Source organism: Rhodothermales bacterium (assembly GCA_013002345.1).
GTDB lineage: Bacteria > Bacteroidota > Rhodothermia > Rhodothermales > JABDKH01 > JABDKH01.
Genome location: JABDKH010000141.1, coordinates 19,297 through 38,458 on the forward strand (window position 1 = coordinate 19,297; position 19,162 = coordinate 38,458).

Consider the following 19,162-nt stretch of genomic DNA (forward strand, 5'->3'; position numbering starts at 1 on the left):
GGAGCTTCACGCGTCGACGCGCGCGGGCTGCGTGGAATACTCGCAGCCAGAAGCGCCTCGCGCCGCGCTCAAGCAAAAAGAAAGGCGGGCCGTACGGAAAACCGTGCGACCCGCCTTTTTACATCAAAGCGCCATCAAATTCCGTGTCCAGGGCTATTCGATCGGCTCATCGTTCAGAAGAAACGTCTCAGTCTGCAGCACCGGTGTGTAGACGAAGGACTCTATCGCCTGCGTGTCGGGATTGCGCTGAACCGTGAACGACTCATCCATCGCAAAGTCCACGAGCGCATGGGCATCATCCTCACCGTGGTCAAACGTGAACTGAGGTACGTCCACGATAACCGGTGCGTCCGATCCACGATCACCCGTAATCGTCATTCCATCCGATAGGACCAGATCGGCGTCCGAGCTCAGATGAACACGGATACCCGTGTAATCACCTGCAGGAATCTCGATGTCCTCAACAAGGGTGGTCGTGTTGCCATCGCGAAGCGTCAATAGATCGATTTCGCGGGAGAGGTCTGCGACCAACCAGTTCTGCGTTCCCGTCGAGCCCATGATTTCTATCCGATTGATCGTAATCCGCGCTTCGGACACGTCCGTGTAAGGAAACGGATCATCCTTGAGTTCGATCGTGATCTTGCCTGCATCTCCGACGAACAGATCGCAGCCGCTGAAGAAGAGCGCTCCGGCTATAACAAGCACGCCCAGCGATGAAAGGTTCTTGAAACTCATGGCTATCCGGTAGGTGTAGGTGGAGGGGAACGGTGAGAGTATCGACCGGAAAAAAGGACTGTTAAGTGCAACCGGGGGCACTGCTGAGTCCTTTTGTGTTCCCTCCTAATCCCGTATCATGCGGGGCAAAGCGCTAACCGATTCGGAACTAACATGGTTGTTCTATTTGCCGCCAAACTGACCGAACCGGAGGCTGTGACACGTGCAGTGTCAGAGCTGATCGGACGCCTCGATGCCGAACTGTGGGTGCTCCACGTGGCACCGCCGGTGCCCACGTCTGCGTTCACAAGTGTCGATCCCATGACCGGGCTCGGGGATCTGGCCTCGTATGCGCTCTATGACCCCGAGCTTCAGGAAGAGCTCGAAAAGGCTGAGGCCTCCGCCTTTGATAGCTTCCTGACTCAACGGTTCGAGCGACCGGTACATGCGTCGCTGAAGACCGGCTACCCTGCCGCCATGATTCTCGAGGACGCGCGCGAGCACAACGTGGATCTGATCATCGTCGGGAAAAGACAGCACGGACGTATCGAGCGTTTCCTGATGGGCGATGTTGCGCGCGAAGTCGTCGAGCAAAGCACCCTTCCTGTCCTGCTCATGCCGTTTGACTGATCCGGCACGTCGATCCGATTGCGTCGAACGGGGCCGGCCAGACATGGCGACCGTTCCCGAATCACCGGGCGCTACCTCGTTGCAAGATGATTCTCGACGTAGTCGCGAGAGCCTCGATCGAGGAATGCCACAAAATCGTCAAGCGACATCACTCCACTTTTTTTCGCCACGAGCAGACGTCCTACAGGATTGACGACCGCGTACGTGGGAAGAGCGACCGTGCCTGTCAAACCGAGTTGGTATCTCTGAAAACGCTCACCGTGGTCGAGTCCGTCGGTGTATAACCGCGAGAGGACGTAGTCCCGTTCGAACCGCTCGGTTACCTCGGCGCGAGTGAACACATTCGCCTCCATCTGCCGGCAGTTAGTACACGTATAGCCCGTGAAATCAATCAGCAGGGGCTTTCCAGCAGCCGCTGCAGCGTTCATTGCGCCATCAATGTCGTCCGTAATCCACAGGTCATCATGGCTAGCCATCGACTCGGGAAAAGCGGAATACAGACTCATGTCAGTAACCTGCCGTGGAGGCAGGAATGCGTCGATGGCGTTGAGCGGAGCGCCGAAAAGACCGGGCAGCATATAGAGCGCGAGTGCCATGAAGGCAACGGCCGAAACGAGTCGACCGACACCTATCGACGCAGGTCGCTCCTCGTGGCCCAGTGACAGCTTTCCTAGCAAGTACAGGCCTGCTACTCCAAATATGACTATCGTCGCGGCAATCGCAAGCGGTCTCGAGATGATGTCCCATCCCCAGACGAGATCAACATTCGAAAGGAACTTGATGGCGGCGGCCAGCTCGATGAAGCCCAGTGTCACCTTGAACACGTTCATCCACGACCCGGACCGCGGCAGGGCATCAAGAGCCTTCGGAAAGAGCGCCAGAAAGACAAACGGAAAAGCGAACGCCGCACTGAATGCCAGCATCCCGACAATCGGGTAGAACCACTCCCCTCCTACCGTCGCAGCCAGCAGTCCGCCGACGAACGGTGCCGTGCAGGAGAAAGAGACCAACGTCAAGGTGAATCCCATGAACAGGACACCCAGGTATCCGGAACGGGAGGTCCCCTGCCGATTGAAGAAGTTGACGACACCAGTCGGAAGGCGAAGCTCAAAAAGGCCCAACAGCGACAACGCAAACAGCACAAGTACGGTGGCGATGAACAGGTTCACCCACGGACTCGCCGCGATACTCTGGGCACCCGCGGCACCCACAAGCAACGACATCAGAACACCAAGGCCGGTGAACGTTGCGACGATGGCAACGCCATACGTCGTTGCCATTCGGACGGCCTCGGACCGGCGCTTCGAGTGCCTCGTGAAGTACGAGATGGTCAGCGGAATCATGGGAAAGACGCATGGAGTCAGCAGTGCCGCCAGGCCTGCACCGATCGCGAGTAAGAGAAACGCGAAGAATCCGCCCGCGCGGCTTTCCACGAGAGAATCCGAATACGATGGCGAAACGGTCCCGCTATCTCCATTGCGTGGAAGCTCCAGGTCGTCTATCCCAGCTGCGAACCCGAGCGAAAGGTCACCCACTTCGCAATCTTCCGTAGCGGTCGCTTCCCCGTTCTCGGCCAGACAGTCCTCAGAAGGCACCAGTGAACCATCGAGTCTGATGCGCAATGGGCGTGTCGTTGGTGGCAGGCAGATGCCCAGTGCGTCGTTGCATATCTGGAAGAGGACATCAACGCCGAGCATCGCTGACGACCTGTCGACTTCCGGCCCGACATCGAGGTCGAAGACAAAGTCTGCCGTGCCAACGAAGTAGGTGACGTCAATCTGGAAATTCGGATCGAAGGCCTGCCGGGGATCTGCCTGACGCACGGACCCGACAACCTTTACGTCGGCCGGCGCATCTGTCACCGTGATATCGACGCCACGGCTTGGTCGCGGTGAATCCATGGCGTACATCTTCCAGCCGTCGGTGATATCAGCCCTCAGCGACAACTGAAGATTGATGCCCGGCTCTGCATCCGCCTCAACCGCCTCAGCTGACCACCGGACGTATACATCAGCGCCCTGGCCATTCGCCACGGGTACAACAGCGCATAGCGTCAGCAGGAGCAAAGCGACGCGCATCGGGACGTGCGGCAATCGCAACGACCGAATGTGGCGTGGGATGGGTTTCATACAAACATAAAAAGGGATGGACGTCCAACTAACGACCACCCCTTTTGAATTGTTGCTCCTGACAACGTGCGCGTGCCGCCGGGAAAAGGACTTCTGATCAGGCTTCGGGCGTCTCTTCCGCCTCGACTCTCACCTTCACCTTCGCCACCACGTCGTGATACAGCTTAATGGTGCCTGTGAAGACGCCCAGCGTGCGTATATCTTCGTCCAACTCGATCTTGCGCCGGTCGATCTCGATTCCACGCTCCGCCAATCCGGCAGCAATCTGCTGTGCCGTGATGGTACCGAAGATCCGGTTCTCCTCGCCCGCTCGCGCCGTCATGACCACTTCTTCCTTCTCGATCAGGTCGCGCAGTGCCTCGGCATCTTCCTTCTGCTTCAGGATCTTGTGCGCGGCTTGCCTGCGGAGTTCCTGCTGATGCCGAACAACCGAATCGGTTGCGACGAATGCCATCCCTTTCGGAATCAGATAGTTCCGGCCAAAACCAGGTTTGACAGAGACAATCTCGCCGCGCTCGCCAAGATTGTCGACATCCTGCGTCAGAATAACTTTCATAGCGTTCTACTGTGGAGGTGCGGCGGGCCATGACAGCCCATCAGTCCGAACCTGATTACTTCACGTTGTCGGCGACGTATGGGACCAGCGCAAGGTGTCTCGCACGCTTGGCGGCTCGTGTCAGCTGACGCTGAAACCTGGCCGAAACGCCCGTAATACGACGCGGCAAAAGCTTGCCTTGCTCGTTAATAAACCTCTTCAGGAGGTCGACATCTTTGTAGTCGACGTACTCCGCATCGAGTGCTGAAAATCTTTCTTTGCTCTGTGGTCTGGCCATCACTATTACCGCGTTCTAAGTACGTTGTGCCTATTCTGCCACTGCCGCCGCTTCCAGAGCTGCAGCACGGTCCTTTCTACCCTCGAAGTGACGGAGCATCTTTGCGTCCATCTTCAGGGTCAGGTAGCGCAGGACTGAATCGTTGATCTCGAGGGTACGCTCCAGCCGCTGGATCATCTCGCCAGGGGCCCGAAAATACATGTTGACGTAGGCGCCATTGCGCTTCTTGTTGATCGGGTAGGCAAGACGCTGGCTACCCCACTCGTCGACCTCGATGATCTCACCACCATTGTCGGTGACGAAACTCGATACGCGCGACACGACGTCCTTGATTTGATCGTCGCTCAGAGCTGCGTTGATGATGTACGTGAATTCGTACGTGTTGACCTGTGCGGCCATGATCCCTCCGGCAGATACGTGAAAGTAGTGCCCCCGAGCATGGGCCCGGGAGCAGGGATTTCGAGCCCGGAAATATAGTACTTTCGCCCGGAAAGAGCAGACCGTCGCGATGGATTCGCCGAATCTACACGGCCCCGATCGGTCCTACTTGGTCAGATTCGCCATTCGCTCGGCGCTATCGGCCGTGCGCAGGGCCCTGATAATCTCGCTGAGGTCTCCTTCAATCACCCTTTCGAGAGCATGGTTCTTCTGGTCTCCCTCGAGGCGGTGGTCAGTGACTCGTCCCTGCGGCCAGTTGTAGGTTCGGATCTTTCCTGACCGATCGCCACTTCCGACCATCGACCGGCGCGCCTCACTGCGCTCGGACGCCAGCTTCTCGCGCTCCAGCTCGTACAGACGCGAACGCAGCACCCTGAGCGCCTTGTCCTTGTTCTTGTGCTGGCTCTTCTCATCCTGACAGGTAACAACCTCTCCCGTCGGTATGTGGGTTATCCGAACAGCGGAGTCCGTCGTATTCACGCTCTGGCCGCCCGGACCGCTCGATCGGTAGACGTCGATCTTCAATTCGTTTGGATCCAGACTGATGTCGACTTCCTCTGCCTCAGGAAGGACGGCGACCGTCGCTGCGGACGTATGAATGCGGCCGCTGGACTCCGTCGCCGGTACGCGCTGCACACGATGCACACCGCTTTCAAACTTCAGCTTCCCGAACGCATCCGAACCGCTCACACCGAAAATAATCTCCTTGAACCCACCCTTGGCGCCGTGAGACGATGCCATGACTTCCATCCTCCAGCCATTCTGCTCGCAGAAGCGGCTATACAGCCGGAACAAATCGCCGGCAAAAAGGGCTGCCTCGTCTCCGCCGGTCCCTGCACGAATTTCGACAATCGCATTCTTCGAATCCTGTGGATCCTTCGGAACCAGCATCAATGCCAGGTCGGCCTCGAATTCCTCGATCTTCCCGGTTATCTGCTCGTGCTCGTCGCGCGCCAGTTCCAGCAATTCGGGGTCCCCGTCGGACGCTATGATCTCGTCGAGATCATGCTCCTCGGCCAGCAGCTCTTCGTAGTGAACGATGGCCTCCACAACCTCCTTCAGCTCCACATGCTCCCTCCCCAGAGTGGTCATGCGGGCTACATCGGTCGCGACCTCCGACCTTGACATCAGGGCCTGGATTTCCTGATACCGGTCTTTTATGCGCTTTAGCGAATCTAGATTGATCATGACGGTTAGCGGTCGGGCCGGAAAGCTACGGTTGTACGCCCGAGAATGGGTTCGGCTTCCTGAAACCCGCTATTCCACCGTCACACTCTTCGCAAGGTTTCTGGGCTGATCCACATGGCAGCCGCGCATTACGGCCACATAATACGAGAGGAGCTGCAACGGCACGACTGTCAGAAGGGGCGTCAGGTACTCGTGCGTCTCCGGAATGCGGATCACGTATTCGCACAAACGCTCGATGTCGTCTCCGTTGTCGGTTATCGCTATGACCGATCCCTCGCGAGCAGCGACCTCCTCGATGTTCGACACGACCTTGCTGTATGTGCTGTCGTGCATGGCGATAAACACGACCGGCATGAACTGATCGATCAGCGCGATGGGACCGTGCTTCATCTCAGCGGCCGGGTATCCTTCCGCATGGATGTACGAAATCTCCTTTAGCTTGAGCGCACCTTCCAGTGCCACCGGGAAATTGTAGCCGCGACCCAGGTACAGGAAGTTCGACGCATAGCGGTACACGCGTGAGATGATCTCAATCATCGGGGCCTGCTTCAGGATCTCCCGAACCTTGTTCGGGATAGCCACGAGCGCGTGCAGACACTTTGAAAGCTCTTCCTCCTCAATCGTCTTCCGCGCTTTTGCCAATTTGAGCGCGAGCATGGCCAGCACCAACACCTGGGCACTGAATGCCTTGGTTGACGCCACTCCGATCTCCGGACCCACATGCAGGTACACGCCGGCGGCCGTTTCGCGGGCGATTGTGCTTCCCACTACGTTCGAGATGCCGATAGCAAGGTTGCCCTGCTCCTGGGCTTCACGAATTGCGGCAAGCGTATCGGCTGTTTCGCCGCTCTGAGAGATGGCGATGACCACATCCGTCGGTCGCAAGATCGGATTGCGGTACCGGAACTCGCTGGCGTACTCCACCTCAACCGGAATGCGAGCAAACTGCTCGATGAGATACTCGCCGACCAGTCCGGAGTGCCATGATGTTCCACAGGCGACGATGATGATCCGGTCTGCATTAACGAGCTGGTCGAACACGTCAGCCAGACCGCCGAGCTTGATCGCGTTCTCGGCGAGACGAACGCGCCCCCTCAGACAGTCTTCCAGGGCATCGGGCTGCTCCATGATCTCCTTGAGCATGAAGTGATCAAAGCCGTGCTTTTCAATCTGATGCAGGTCCCACTCGAGCTCGTGCACCTCCTTCTCGAGGGGTACGTTGTCGATGGATCGCACCTCGAATCCCTCCCTTCGGATGACAACCATCTCACCATCATTGAGATAGACTACCTTTCGCGTGTGCTCCACAAGCGGCGCGGCATCCGATCCCAGGAAGTACTCCCCTTCCCCGACTCCTAGAATCAGCGGGCTCCCCTTTCGGGCCGCGATCAGCATGTCGGGATCGTTCCGCGACACGATCGCGATTCCGTACGTCCCGACAACCTGCGTGAGGGCCTGCCGGATCGCTTCGGGCAGTGGCAGACCGGTTGACTTGCGAACGTCGTCAATCAGGTTTGCCAGCACCTCGGTGTCGGTGTCACTGAAGAACTCGTACCCGCGGGAGATAAGACGCTCCCGGATGGTATCGTAGTTCTCGATGATCCCGTTATGAACCAGAGCGAAATCACCCGACTTGCTGACATGCGGATGCGCATTTGCATCGTTGGGCGCACCATGCGTGGCCCAGCGAGTGTGTCCGATGCCAATCGTGCCCGCCGGCTTTCTTTGTTTGACCAGCTGGTCCAGCGCATCCACCTTGCCCTCCTTCTTCAGGACCTCGAGCTCACCATTGACAAGTGCGACGCCGGCCGAATCATAACCGCGGTACTCGAGTCGCTTGAGGCCATCAACGAGTATCCCGGCTGCGTACTTTTCACCGATGTATCCGACAATACCACACATAGAGTCTCACAATAGTAGAATTACTGACAATTCAGGGATCGGACCCCTGATATCGACCTTAATCAGAGCGATACTTCTACTAATCAGAATTCATGCCACGATTCGATTTGGAGCGATCGACCGCCCAATCACGGCCGCAATGGCTGTAATCTGGACCATGAGATCAGCGAACTGATCTACAAACAACGACTGTGGTCCATCGCTGAGTGCTGCCGGTGGGTCGGGGTGGACCTCGATCATCAGGCCGTCTGCGCCAGCCGCCACGGCCGCTCTGGCCATCGGAATCACTTTGTTTCGCAGGCCGGTCGCGTGACTGGGATCCACAAACACGGGCAGATGGCTCTTGGACTTCAGAACCGGCACTGCCGAAAGGTCGAGGGTATTGCGGGTGGACGTCTCAAACGTACGGATGCCGCGTTCACACAGCATCACGTGAGAGTTGCCATGTGCCATCAGGTACTCCGCACTCATCAGCCACTCTTCTACAGTGGCCGAAAGACCTCGCTTCAGAAACACCGGACATTCCGCGGCGCCCAGCTCCTTCAGCAGCGAGAAGTTCTGCATGTTGCGCGCACCGACCTGTATGACGTGTGCGTAGGACACTACTGTCTCGATCTGACTGATTTCCATGACCTCGGTAATGACTCGTAGCCCGTGGGCGTCAGCCGCTTCCCGGAGCATTCGGAGACCTTCAAGTCCAAGACCTTGAAACGAGTACGGTGAAGATCGAGGCTTGTACGCACCCCCGCGGAGGAACGTGGCACCGGACCCGGCGACAGCCGCAGCCGCCTGTTGAATCTGCTCCTCACTTTCTACCGAGCAGGGACCGGCCATGACGACAATCCCGTCTCCCCCGACCAGGACCCCGGCCACGTCGAACGCCGTGTTTTCTTTCTTCCATGACCGGCTTGCGAACTTGTAGGGCTCGGTCACACGATAGACGGCAGCCACACCGTCCAGAATCTCGATCCGGCGGGTATCGAAAGCCTGCTTCACGCCGATCGCACCAAGAACAGTCTGGTTGACACCACTGGAGCGATGCACGTCAAAGCCGAAATCGTTGAGATTCTGGATCACAGCCTCAACCTGCGACTCCTCCGCTCCGACCTCCATTACAACAACCATGTCTTGCCTCAACTGATTAGGCGAACCGCAAAATCCGGCGGGTCTCGTTCTAGACGATCTTCACGAGCCGATAGGTCTTCTGGCCGCGACGGAGTACCAGGATGCGCTGCTCGATCGCATCGTCCAGAGAAACACGATGATTCTCGTCTTTGATACGACGGTTGTTCACATTGATTCCACCGCCTCTGACGAGACGGCGCGCTTCTCCGCGAGACGCGACCAGTCCGGCGTCCGATATGAGTTGCACGATATCGATCCCCGACTCATCGAAGACGGCTCTCTCCATCTCAGTCGACGGGACATCCTCAAACACTTCCATCAGATCGGCGGCGCGCATCGCCGAAACCTCGCCACCAAATAGAACGCTGGACGCCGCCTGCGCCTTCTCCAGCTCCTCGGAACCGTGCACGACGCGAGTCACTTCCTCGGCGAGTCTGATCTGCGCCGAGCGATTCCCAGGATTCTCGAGCAACTCCGTCTCGAGCGCGCTGATCTCCTCTTCTCCGAGCCAGGTGAAAAACCGCAGGTATGGTAGTACGTCGCGGTCGTCCGTGTTTAGCCAGAACTGATAGAACTTGTAGGGTGACGTGCGTGCGGAATCGAGCCAGATGGTGCCCTCCTCCGTCTTGCCGAACTTCGTTCCGCCGGCCGTCACAACCAGCGGAAACACAATACCGTGAACACGATCAGATCGGAGACGTCGCACAAGATCCGCGCCGGCGAGGATGTTGCCCCACTGGTCGCTTCCACCCATCTGCATCTTGCAGCCATACCGGTCATAAAGGACCAGGAAGTCATGAGCCTGCAAGAGCATGTAGGAGAACTCCGTGAACGAAAGACCATCTTCGGAGTCAAGGCGGCGCTTCACAGACTCCTTCGCCATCATGTAGTTCACCGTGAAGTACTTCCCGGTGTCGCGAAGGAAATCTACCAGCGAGATACTGGCCAGCCAGTCCGCATTATTAACGAGCATTGCGGGATTGTCGGGTCTCTCAAAGTCGAGGAAGCGCGCGATCTGGGTTCGCAGCCCTTCGACATTCCGTTCTACCTGCTCCTGATCCAGCAGTATCCGCTCCTGGCTCTTGCCGCTGGGATCGCCAATCATTCCGGTACCGCCACCTACGATGGCAATGGGTGTATGGCCGGCACGCTGCAGGCGGGCGAGACCCATCAGCGGAAGCAGAGAACCCACGTGAAGACTGTCGGCCGTCGGATCAAAGCCCACGTACACCTTGAGGCTCTCGGTACCGAGTGCCTCCTCCGCATCGGGCGTCGCGTCGTACACGATGCCCCTCCATCTCAACTCATCGAAAACATTCATAGCAGGTGTCCACCGGTGCTTCGCAACGTCGCTCTGTTCGCCGATCTGCGAACGGCCGTCATTGACGCAAGATCATTGATAACGTTCCAGCGAGAACTTCTCCCCGAGGTACCGCTTCCGTACCTCCGGATCCGCAGCCAGCGACTCAGCCGATCCCTGTTTCAGAACCCGGCCTTCGTAGAGCAGGTACGCGCGATCGGTGATCGCGAGCGTCTCGTGCACATTGTGATCCGTTATCAGGACCCCTATTCCGCGGTGCTTCAGGCCCGCGACGATCTCCTGGATGTCCTCAACCGCGATCGGGTCCACTCCGGCAAACGGCTCGTCCAGAAGAAAAAACTTGGGTCGCGTAACCATGGCGCGGGCGATCTCCGTTCGACGTCGCTCACCTCCGGACAGGGTGTATCCTTTGGAGTCCCTCACCTTTTCGAGTCTGAACTCAGAGATAAGCTCGTCGACGCGATCCTTGCGCGTCTGACGCGTCAGCTTCTGGTATTCGAGCACCGCGTTGAGATTGTCTTCCACGCTCAGATGCGTAAAGATGGACGCCTCCTGCGCAAGATACCCGATGCCCCGCCGCGCCCTCTTGTACATAGGCAGGTTCGTGATATCCTCGCCATCCAGCAGTATCCGACCACCGTTCGGTCGCACGAGGCCGACAATCATGTAGAACGTCGTCGTCTTCCCTGCACCATTTGGTCCAAGAAGACCAACGATTTCTCCCTGCCGCACGGACAGGCTCACCGCGTCGACGACCACCTTCCGTTTGTACTTCTTCGTGACACCGGCAGCGACGAGTTCGATCCCGGGGTCAGCGTCGGCGAGCGTTTCCTGAGCTTCTTTCGGCAGAAGGTCGCCGGGGTAGTAAAGTCTGGGATCTGTCATGACTTTAGGAAGTGATCACGCCGCATTCCGGCGACTTCCCGATGTTTCGTAATGGGCCGCCTCAACATACGACGTTCACCCGCTCAAGAGAAACCGGGCCAGCGGGACATCGCGCCCGATCCCGTTACATGTCTGGTGAAATGGCCAGAATCCAGCTATCCGCGGGGACAGCGCCGCTGAGGCGTCGCAAGGCCTGATTTGCCGCCGACCGATTTGCGAAGGCTCCGACACACACCCGGTAAGCGAACCTGCTGTCTACAAGCGCTTTGAGGATGTCAACCGGATACTCTGAGAGATCGATTCCAGACGCTGTCGAGCGGGCAATGTCGAGGGCCTCCTTGACCGAAGATCGAGACGCCACGACAATTGTATAGCCGCGTCGCGATGTGTCAATCGTTCCAGGAACCCACTGACTCTTAACAACAGATATCGGCGGCTCCGGCGCTACGTCCGTCGCCGGAGGTTCGTCGACTGCAGGTACGATCTCTGGCACGGTCGGCGTACGGTTACGGTCGGCGAGTGAAGATGCCGTCGGGATATCCTCAACCTGAAGGCGTGGATTTGCGAGCAGAGCCTCGCGATCCGGCCGCCGCTCAGGTACCCACCGGAACCCTGCGAGCTCCATGTCCGCCGGTAACAACTCCTCCGGATAGTACGTCCCTTCCACCCCGTCCTCGACACGGATCCTCTTCAGGTCGTCGTCCTGAAGCTCGAAAACAATTCGGTCGGCTGATGTCCGAACCGCTCCATCCGGTCTGTTGTCCTTCCGCAGGTAGTAGATCGATTCGGCATTCGGACCCACAATCATCTCCCTGCGACCGCCCTCGAAGAAGAGGCCCAGGAGATTCCGGCCACTCACCTGATGAATACGGTCGAGCACGCTGTCTCGGTCGGCGAGTATGGTGTTCTCCTGGACCCTGAGGGTATCGATCGAGCCGTCCGTCGAATCGATGATCAAGCTGTCTCCGCTCACCTGCGAGGTACCAAACCATGCGATCGGATTTCCGAAGATTTCGATCGTCTCGCGGCGTACAGACAACAGATTGTCGCTTCGGGATGAAACGGAATCCCCAACGGCAGACGTCTCCGGATTCCAGATCAACACACTCCCCGCCGCTGACATAGACTCCGTCGAATCGGTCCTGGTCGACTCCAGCGCGTCGCTGCTGATGAGCAACGTGTCTGTCTCCGTGGAATCGTGCCGAACCTGAAACAACAACACGTTCTCCCTGATACGGCGGACGCCGGCCGGATCGTCCGTGAAAGCCCAGTCGCCGACGACAATAGTTACGGATGTCGTATCGATATCCGGCCCCGTACCATCGGTCTCATACGATTCCACGTAGACATTTCCGGAGGCAATCGACACCTCAGTTTCGCGAAGGTAGGTTAGCGAGTCGGCACGCACGTCGGTATCATCCCCATCGAGCACGACGCTCCCCGCAAATTCCGCACGCTTCCGCTCCGACCAGTAGGTGCCCGTGCGACTGGTCAACACAGAAGCGCTGTCCACGAGCGAAACGCCGTCGTTAAACGTAGTGCGTTTTTCGGATGTGTAATATGTTGCTGACGGCGCAGTCACCCTCACCTCCCCGTCCGTCAGCCTAACGTTTCCGGTGGCCCGACCGACTTTGGTGACGCGATCATAAAGAACTGCATCGGAGCGCAACGTATCTCCGCGCTCGAAGATCAGCACGTTGCCCTCGAAGAGAATCTCGTTACGATTCGTGTACTGCGTGGCGCGGTCGGCCAGAAGCACCGTAAGGTCCTGATTGAGCCGAACATCCCCGATCAACATCCGGACGGGCTCACCGTCAATCTCACGGCCCGTCGCAAAGCTCGCACTCAGTTCGACACGCTTCGCCTCCCGATCCCCTTCGTCCTGAGCGAATGCCGTGGGTGCCGAGATCATCTGAAATAGCAGGATGACGCTCGCGACGCTCCCGATTCCTCGTCCTCCAGGGTAGTTCAGCCTATTCGTCGACATATACCTGACCGGTCACGCTCGCTAGACTGTATGACGACAAGTTCTCGGTGGCCTCGAGTTCATACCCCTGAATGTTCTCATCGGGCGTGTAGATGCGTGCAAATCCTGGAGCCCGAATCATGTCCGACTCCTCATCCCAGTTGAGGTGTTCCGTCTCCAACCGCTTGCCGGACTCCGCCAGCACGACGACTGCACCGTAGGCTTCGAAGCGTCGACTCTGCTCCACATAACGTATTTCATCGGCAGTCACCGTGGACGACTTCCGACCATCGTCATCGAACACGGTTGCGACAACCCTTTCGGCTTCTGTGGCAGACAACACCGTGAGTGTGCTGTCTTTGTAGTCATATTGGCGAGTATATGGCGCCGTAATCACAACAAGCGGTACGGCCTCTTCACTCACGTAGAACTCGGTACCCCAACTCTCATGGGCTGGCTGTTCGGCAAGATCCGCTTCCCGGGGCGCAGTCATCTCCGGGCTCCGACGTTCACATCCCGACAGTGTCGCAAACAGAACGGCCGCGAGGATAGCAGATCCCCGCAACGACGCCATGGTATGTTCGGTCCGCTCTAACATGATCTCCTCTCGCCGGGGCAGACGACGGTGACAGCCGTGACCGCATCGTCGTCGGAACGTCCGAGCCATTCGGCGAATTCATCGCAAGCATTCCGGACAACGGACTCGTCCAGACTTGCAGGCGCGTATATACTCGCCGCGACGTCGGTCGTCGACGGGCTCGTTTTCGTCGCCATGCTATCCTTGATCGGGTTCACGATGGGGATTCCATTCTCGTCATCCGCGCCACGAACCGCACAGCCTACCACCAGGTCACAAAGGCCGATCTCCTGTCCGGCGGTGTTGAAGACATAATCCTCTCCGGGCAGCCCCAGGCGAAACACGAAAACTTCTGCGCTCGCCGCATCAAGATCCCAGATCGAAATCGGCAGAATGTATTTGAGGCTGATGAAATTGCAGATATCGACCGGCCAGTTTACGCGCGGGAAGGAATCGGGTTGGCTCGCAGCTCGCAGCAAGTATTCGCTGGCAGGTTTGCCGCGTCCGGTAGGTTTGTAGGTCCCGTTCCGAAGCATGTTTCGAGATTCGGCTCGTACGTTTTCGAGCTCGCCAGTGACACCGTCCGCGCGTTCCGAGATCAGGTCAGACAGTGAGTCGTCAAACATATCGTCCTGATATCCGGTCACGATACCGCGCGCGCGGACGATACCGAGTACGACCCGATCGACGCGATTGTGAACGACTATTTCTGTTGATGCATCAGTCACGACGAGACCTTCTCTTCAGCGGCCGACAAAGAATCGTCGGCCGGTTTTGAAAAGTAATGATCCTAACGCTTATTATGGGTCCGAATCGCGGCCCGCAAACGACCGTTCCCACCGGCCAAAAAGCGGGGCCTTCCACCTGATTAGGCCGATTTCTGTGCCTTTAGTTTCCCTACCCCGCGCCGATACTACGCGCAAATGCCGCGTTCACTATCAAGAAGTATTTAGGCCATGCAAGTCACAACCATGAGTTTCACGGTGGAGCCCTGCAATCAGGAGACTGTTATTGTACGGATCGGCAAGGCGCTCGATTTCCGGAATGCCGCCGAGTTCAAGTCGACCTGTCAGACGCAGGTACGTTCCGGAGCCCGCAACTTCATTCTGGATTTCTCAGAGACGGGAATTCTGGATTCGACAGGGCTCGGATCGATTTTCTCCCTTTATCGCCAGGTTTCTCCGCTGGAAGGCCAGGTGGTCTTTGCGGCGGTATCACGGCCGGTACAGGTCGTCGTCCAGCTTACACGCACCTACAAGGTATTCAGACAGTTCCCGTCCGTCGAGGCTGCCGAAGAAGCCCTGTTGTAAAAGGTCCCTGAGTTCGCCACCACTACCCACCCGATGACCCTGTCACGACGTTGACGGCGTTATGGAATCTGTAAAACAACGGTTTTGCGAACTGAGCACTCTCGTAGCGGGTGTGCATCAGATCTTTGACCAGCTTTGCGGTGATAGTGGTGGGTACGCGTGCCTGGACGAGGACACGTTTTACCGGGCGAAGCTTGCCGCCCACGAATGGGCGGCAAATCTCGTTCAGCATGCGTCCTTCGACAACCGGAAGCCGGAAGTCGACGTGGATGTGTGGCCGAACGGTAACAAGATCGAGTGCGTGTTTGAAGACAACTCGGATGGTTTCGACCTCGACTCCATCCTCGAGCAGCGGTCTAACGGACTCAGCCCCCTGCCGGAGCGCGGTATGGGCCTGCTCATGTTGAGTGCCTGCACGTCGGAACTCTCCTACGAAAAAACGGAAGGCGGTATCTACCGTCTTCGCTTCTCCGTCCATTCCGAAGCGGATCCATGGCTGAACATTCCATTCTAGTCGTTGAAGACGAGCATACGCTTCGAAGGCTGTTGGAATACCGCCTCAGTAAGCTCTACGACGTCCGCACCGCGGCGAACGGAGAAGAAGCGCTCGAACAAATCGCGGAGAACATTCCTGACCTGATCATCTCGGATATCATGATGCCGAAGATGGACGGGTTCGCGTTACAAAGCGCCGTTCAGAGTCAGCACGAAACGAAGGCGATACCCTTCATCTTTCTTACGGCGAAGGCCGACGAGCAGAGCAGGCTGAAGGGGATGCGAACCGGTGTCGACGACTACATCACGAAGCCGTTCGACATTGAGCAATTGCTCATCCGCGTACAGAGACTTCTTGAACGGACGAAGATGTTTCAGACGCAGCTCGACGCAAAGATCGGGCAAGACTTCTCACAGCGTTTGATGCCGAAGAGCCTGCCCCAGGTACCGAACTACTCCGTCTTCTTCCATAACAACCCGAGGGAGCACGGCGGCGGCGACCTTTTCGACTGGATGGAAGCAGCGCCCGGAACATACTTTCTGACGATCGGCGACGTCATGGGCAAAGGATTGCAGGCCAAGTTCTATGCCTTCAGCTTCCTCGGCTACGTCCGCAGTACTATCCACGCCATGCTCCGGACGACACAATCTCCTGCGGAAATCATGACGCGTGTCAATCACGTATTGATGGATGACCCGCCCATGCAGGAGACCTTCGCATCGCTGCTGCTCGTTCGATGGGAGCCGGAGGCGCATCGGCTGACGTATGCGAATGCCGGACACTGTCGGCCGTTGCTCATCACTCCAGATGGCCCGGAGATCGTCGAATACAGCGATATGATTCTGGGACTCGATCGCAACGCCGAGTTCAAGGATACCGAAGTCGAACTACCCGCAGACTCTGCGCTCATCGCCTATACGGATGGATTGACTGAACAGGTTCTCCAGAGTGGACAGATCGCCGGAGAGCAGGGCATCGTTGATGCCTCGATGAGAGCCTATGGCCGGGACGCCCCTATCGACGCGATGCTGGACGATGTTCTGAATCGCTCGGAAGAAGACGAATTCGGCGATGACATTCTGGTTCTCTGGCTTCAGCGCGAGCCGCTGGAAATTGACTGGTTCTCCCCTTTCGCTGCAGACGTGAAGTAGACTCGGCGACGCGTGGCCACTCAGCCGGTTTGAGAACCGGACGGCAGCCCTCTCACACTTCGCACGCGGAATCCCGGAGCGTTGCGATCTATCCGCTATGAGAGCGTCGACTCAGCGCGATCTCCCGGAGCAAATGACGGCTGGGCTTCGACAACTCCCCTTCCGCACCGTCGGGAAAGACGTGCACGGCGACGGGATGCTTGAAGCGTGGGAGCAGAGGCACAAGGCGGAGTCTGACTTCGTCGATCGACAACTCGTGATCTGCAAACTCAAGAAACGCGACAGGTCGGGCGCCGAATTCTGCATCAGGTATGTCTACCACGACTGATCGTTCGATCTCGTCAAAACTGCAAAGTGCGCGCTCGATTTCCTCCGGCTGAATGTTCTCTCCGCCAGATATGAACATATTGTCTCGTCGTCCTTCCACAATCAGTTGACGACGGGCTGTGAACCGACCTGTGTCGCCGGTCGAAAACCAGCCGTCAACGGATGGTGCGGGCTCCAGATCACCATCAACGAAGTAGCCCGCGAAGAGCGTCTCTCCTCGTACAAGCAACTCTCCACTTTCATCGATTCGGACCGATCTGAACGGGAGCACGCGGCCGCAGTGACCGGACTCAAGAACGTGTTCACCGCCGGTCGTTGCGCAAACCTGCGAACCCATTTCGGTCAAGCCGTACGAAACATGCAGCGGCGCGCCCGCACACACGAACGCCTCTTCCAGGTCCGGTGGGACCGGGCCTCCGCCGGCCAGGATCGCCTTGAGGCCATCTAGCCGGACGCCCTCACGAAGCATTTGCTGCATCTGAGTGGGCACCACTGAGATGTGGGTGACGTGCGTACCGGCCATCGAATCGCTCAGCGTACTTTCGCGGTCTGGAATAACCATGGTCGCGCCACCCAGCAGACAACGCAACAGAATTCCGAGCCCACCGACATGATAAAGTGGCAGCGACAACAACCAGCGATCGCCGGTCACGAGCGGGAGATTCCTGCTCGACCCGAGCGCAGAGTAGTACAGGTTGGCGTAGGTGAGAGCGGCAGCCTTCGGACAGGAGCTGCTGCCGGATGTGAACACGGCGATGCAGGGTCGGGCAGGATCGAAATCGACTTCGGCCATCAGCTCTCGAGCGCCCATGTCCTTCGTGATCTCACTCAACGGATATGCCGCCATACCGTCAAGATCGATTCGCCGTGGTTCGAGCACGGTTTGTGGACCGAAGAGCACTAGTCGCGATCCGACGGTCGCCATGGTTGAGCCCAGCACTTCCAGAGGCAGGCGCGTGGATATCGGCACACACACCGCGCCGAGACGGATCAAAGCCAGAATCACAACCACCGTTTCCAGTCCATTATGCGCCAGCACGCCAATACGATCTTCCTTGGCAACACCAACCGACACAAGATTGCGGGCCGCAGCACGGACTCGGACGTCGAGTTCCGCAAAGGATATCGAACCCGTGTCTGCAGCAATGGCTTCGGCTGAACCGAATTGCGCTGCCGCAGAAGTCGTCGGACAAATGAGAGGAACCCTGGCCGGGCGGATGGGGACGTTCATTGGATCTCGATCGGTTGCAGCAAATCCTCAGAGGGACGAATAGCCGGACCTGAGATCTCGCCGAATGAGAGAAAGGGACGGTCGAAATCGACAGGCGCGGCAAGGGAATCGCGTGTCAACCACGCGTGAGTCCCAATACCAACTGCTTCACGAACTGTCCCGGGTCCTGGCAGCGCCCGCGCCACCGCAGCCGTACCCACTCCGCTCTCATAACACGAACTCATCACAATCTTAACCCCTGCGGCACGTCCCGCTTCCACGAGTTGCCGGGTACGACGACCTAGAATAGTCGGCTTCAACACGAGCGCCGCGATGAAGTCAGGAAGTTCGAACACCGACACGGCATCCCAGTCCCTGATCGTCTCGTCGAACGCGATTGCGAGGCCGGTTTCCTTTGCGAGTTGCCTGCTGCGTGCAGGATCGGCCAGCGGTTCTTCTACAAACTCGACGTCCGCCGACTCGATGCCACTCGCAAAACGAACAGCATCCGACCAGGTCCATGCCCGGTTTGCGTCGATCCGGATCTTGACCCGCGTCCCGGTCAATTCCCGCACCGATGTTACAAGTCCGATATCGTCGTCGACGGAGCCCCGGCCAACCTTCAGTTTCATGGAGACAAAACCGCGGTCGACAAGAGACTTCGCCTGTCTGAGCACCTGCGCCCGCTCTCCCTGTAGAAGCCCGGTCGTGTAAACCCGCGCGTTCGGGTCGAGGTCGACCGAAGTGAGGGACTCAACGGCGGTATCCAGAGCGAACTCCAGAGACGGCAACCCCGCTGCAAGGTGGTGGAGTGCCGCCGGGACGTCGTCGTCGATCGAACTCGTCTCGTGATGGCGTCCCACACTTCGTACCAGCGATCTTGCAGCGGCCTCCACCTCATCGAGCGATTCAGTGCTGAAGCTTTCGAGCGGCGCTGCCTCTCCCCAACCCGTCCTACCA

At 58.0% G+C, this 19,162-nt stretch carries 19 protein-coding genes; 4 read left to right on the top strand and 15 right to left on the bottom strand.

Translation table 11 applies throughout. From position 1 onward, the window contains the following. Positions 1–153 precede the first annotated feature (153 nt). Complete coding sequence (locus tag HKN37_07125) at positions 154–735, bottom strand: DUF4382 domain-containing protein (GenBank protein NNE46415.1); 582 nt, start codon at positions 733–735, stop codon at positions 154–156. 153 nt (positions 736–888) lie between these two features. Here HKN37_07125 and HKN37_07130 point away from each other — a divergent pair, with 153 nt between their 5' ends. Next, positions 889–1,344 carry a universal stress protein gene (locus HKN37_07130; protein NNE46416.1) on the top strand — a complete coding sequence of 152 codons (456 nt, stop codon included), beginning with the start codon at positions 889–891 and terminating at the stop codon, positions 1,342–1,344. 71 nt (positions 1,345–1,415) lie between these two features. On the opposite strand, the gene HKN37_07135 is transcribed toward HKN37_07130, so the two are convergent. From HKN37_07135 to HKN37_07190, 12 genes are all read right to left on the bottom strand, one after another. Then, positions 1,416–3,473 carry a cytochrome C biogenesis protein gene (locus HKN37_07135; protein NNE46417.1) on the bottom strand — a complete coding sequence of 686 codons (2,058 nt, stop codon included), beginning with the start codon at positions 3,471–3,473 and terminating at the stop codon, positions 1,416–1,418. Between the two features lie 97 nt (positions 3,474–3,570). Continuing rightward, positions 3,571–4,029 (bottom strand): 50S ribosomal protein L9, encoded by a 459-nt coding sequence (locus tag HKN37_07140; protein NNE46418.1) that lies wholly within the window; start codon positions 4,027–4,029, stop codon positions 3,571–3,573. A 55-nt stretch (positions 4,030–4,084) separates the two neighbouring features. Beyond that, a complete protein-coding gene (locus tag HKN37_07145; protein ID NNE46419.1) occupies positions 4,085–4,306 on the bottom strand; it encodes a 30S ribosomal protein S18 in 222 nt (73 codons plus the stop codon). A 30-nt stretch (positions 4,307–4,336) separates the two neighbouring features. Continuing rightward, positions 4,337–4,705: a 30S ribosomal protein S6 gene (gene rpsF / locus HKN37_07150; GenBank protein ID NNE46420.1), complete on the bottom strand. Its 369-nt coding sequence runs from the start codon at positions 4,703–4,705 to the stop codon at positions 4,337–4,339. A 144-nt stretch (positions 4,706–4,849) separates the two neighbouring features. Next, a complete protein-coding gene (gene prfA / locus HKN37_07155; protein ID NNE46421.1) occupies positions 4,850–5,932 on the bottom strand; it encodes a peptide chain release factor 1 in 1,083 nt (360 codons plus the stop codon). Positions 5,933–6,001: 69 nt separating this feature from the next. Beyond that, a complete protein-coding gene (glmS, locus tag HKN37_07160) occupies positions 6,002–7,834 on the bottom strand; it encodes a glutamine--fructose-6-phosphate transaminase (isomerizing) (GenBank protein NNE46422.1) in 1,833 nt (610 codons plus the stop codon). 90 nt (positions 7,835–7,924) lie between these two features. Then, on the bottom strand, positions 7,925–8,959 hold the full coding sequence (gene aroF / locus HKN37_07165; GenBank protein NNE46423.1) for a 3-deoxy-7-phosphoheptulonate synthase: 1,035 nt from the start codon (positions 8,957–8,959) through the stop codon (positions 7,925–7,927). A 49-nt stretch (positions 8,960–9,008) separates the two neighbouring features. Then, positions 9,009–10,280, bottom strand: a complete 1,272-nt coding sequence (locus HKN37_07170) for a tyrosine--tRNA ligase (protein ID NNE46424.1) — start codon at positions 10,278–10,280, stop codon at positions 9,009–9,011. A 72-nt stretch (positions 10,281–10,352) separates the two neighbouring features. Further along, on the bottom strand, positions 10,353–11,165 hold the full coding sequence (gene lptB, locus HKN37_07175) for an LPS export ABC transporter ATP-binding protein (protein NNE46425.1): 813 nt from the start codon (positions 11,163–11,165) through the stop codon (positions 10,353–10,355). 124 nt (positions 11,166–11,289) lie between these two features. Continuing rightward, positions 11,290–13,152 carry an organic solvent tolerance protein OstA gene (locus tag HKN37_07180; protein NNE46426.1) on the bottom strand — a complete coding sequence of 621 codons (1,863 nt, stop codon included), beginning with the start codon at positions 13,150–13,152 and terminating at the stop codon, positions 11,290–11,292. After that, on the bottom strand, positions 13,139–13,729 hold the full coding sequence (lptC, locus tag HKN37_07185; protein ID NNE46427.1) for an LPS export ABC transporter periplasmic protein LptC: 591 nt from the start codon (positions 13,727–13,729) through the stop codon (positions 13,139–13,141). The genes HKN37_07180 and lptC overlap by 14 nt, the downstream gene beginning before the upstream one ends. After that, complete coding sequence (locus HKN37_07190) at positions 13,723–14,436, bottom strand: hypothetical protein (GenBank protein NNE46428.1); 714 nt, start codon at positions 14,434–14,436, stop codon at positions 13,723–13,725. The genes lptC and HKN37_07190 overlap by 7 nt, the downstream gene beginning before the upstream one ends. A 243-nt stretch (positions 14,437–14,679) precedes the next feature. Here HKN37_07190 and HKN37_07195 point away from each other — a divergent pair, with 243 nt between their 5' ends. From HKN37_07195 to HKN37_07205, 3 genes are all read left to right on the top strand, one after another. Further along, positions 14,680–15,018 carry an STAS domain-containing protein gene (locus HKN37_07195; protein NNE46429.1) on the top strand — a complete coding sequence of 113 codons (339 nt, stop codon included), beginning with the start codon at positions 14,680–14,682 and terminating at the stop codon, positions 15,016–15,018. Between the two features lie 61 nt (positions 15,019–15,079). Next, entirely contained in the window at positions 15,080–15,532 is a 453-nt protein-coding gene (locus tag HKN37_07200) for an ATP-binding protein (GenBank protein ID NNE46430.1), read from the top strand. Beyond that, complete coding sequence (locus HKN37_07205; protein ID NNE46431.1) at positions 15,511–16,665, top strand: SpoIIE family protein phosphatase; 1,155 nt, start codon at positions 15,511–15,513, stop codon at positions 16,663–16,665. The genes HKN37_07200 and HKN37_07205 overlap by 22 nt, the downstream gene beginning before the upstream one ends. A gap of 88 nt (positions 16,666–16,753) precedes the next feature. Here HKN37_07205 and menE read toward each other — a convergent pair whose 3' ends face one another. Next, positions 16,754–18,223, bottom strand: a complete 1,470-nt coding sequence (gene menE, locus HKN37_07210; protein ID NNE46432.1) for an o-succinylbenzoate--CoA ligase — start codon at positions 18,221–18,223, stop codon at positions 16,754–16,756. Then, the coding region (menC, locus tag HKN37_07215; GenBank protein NNE46433.1) for an o-succinylbenzoate synthase at positions 18,220–19,162 on the bottom strand (943 nt) is incomplete at its 5' end. The genes menC and menE, both read right to left, overlap by 4 nt.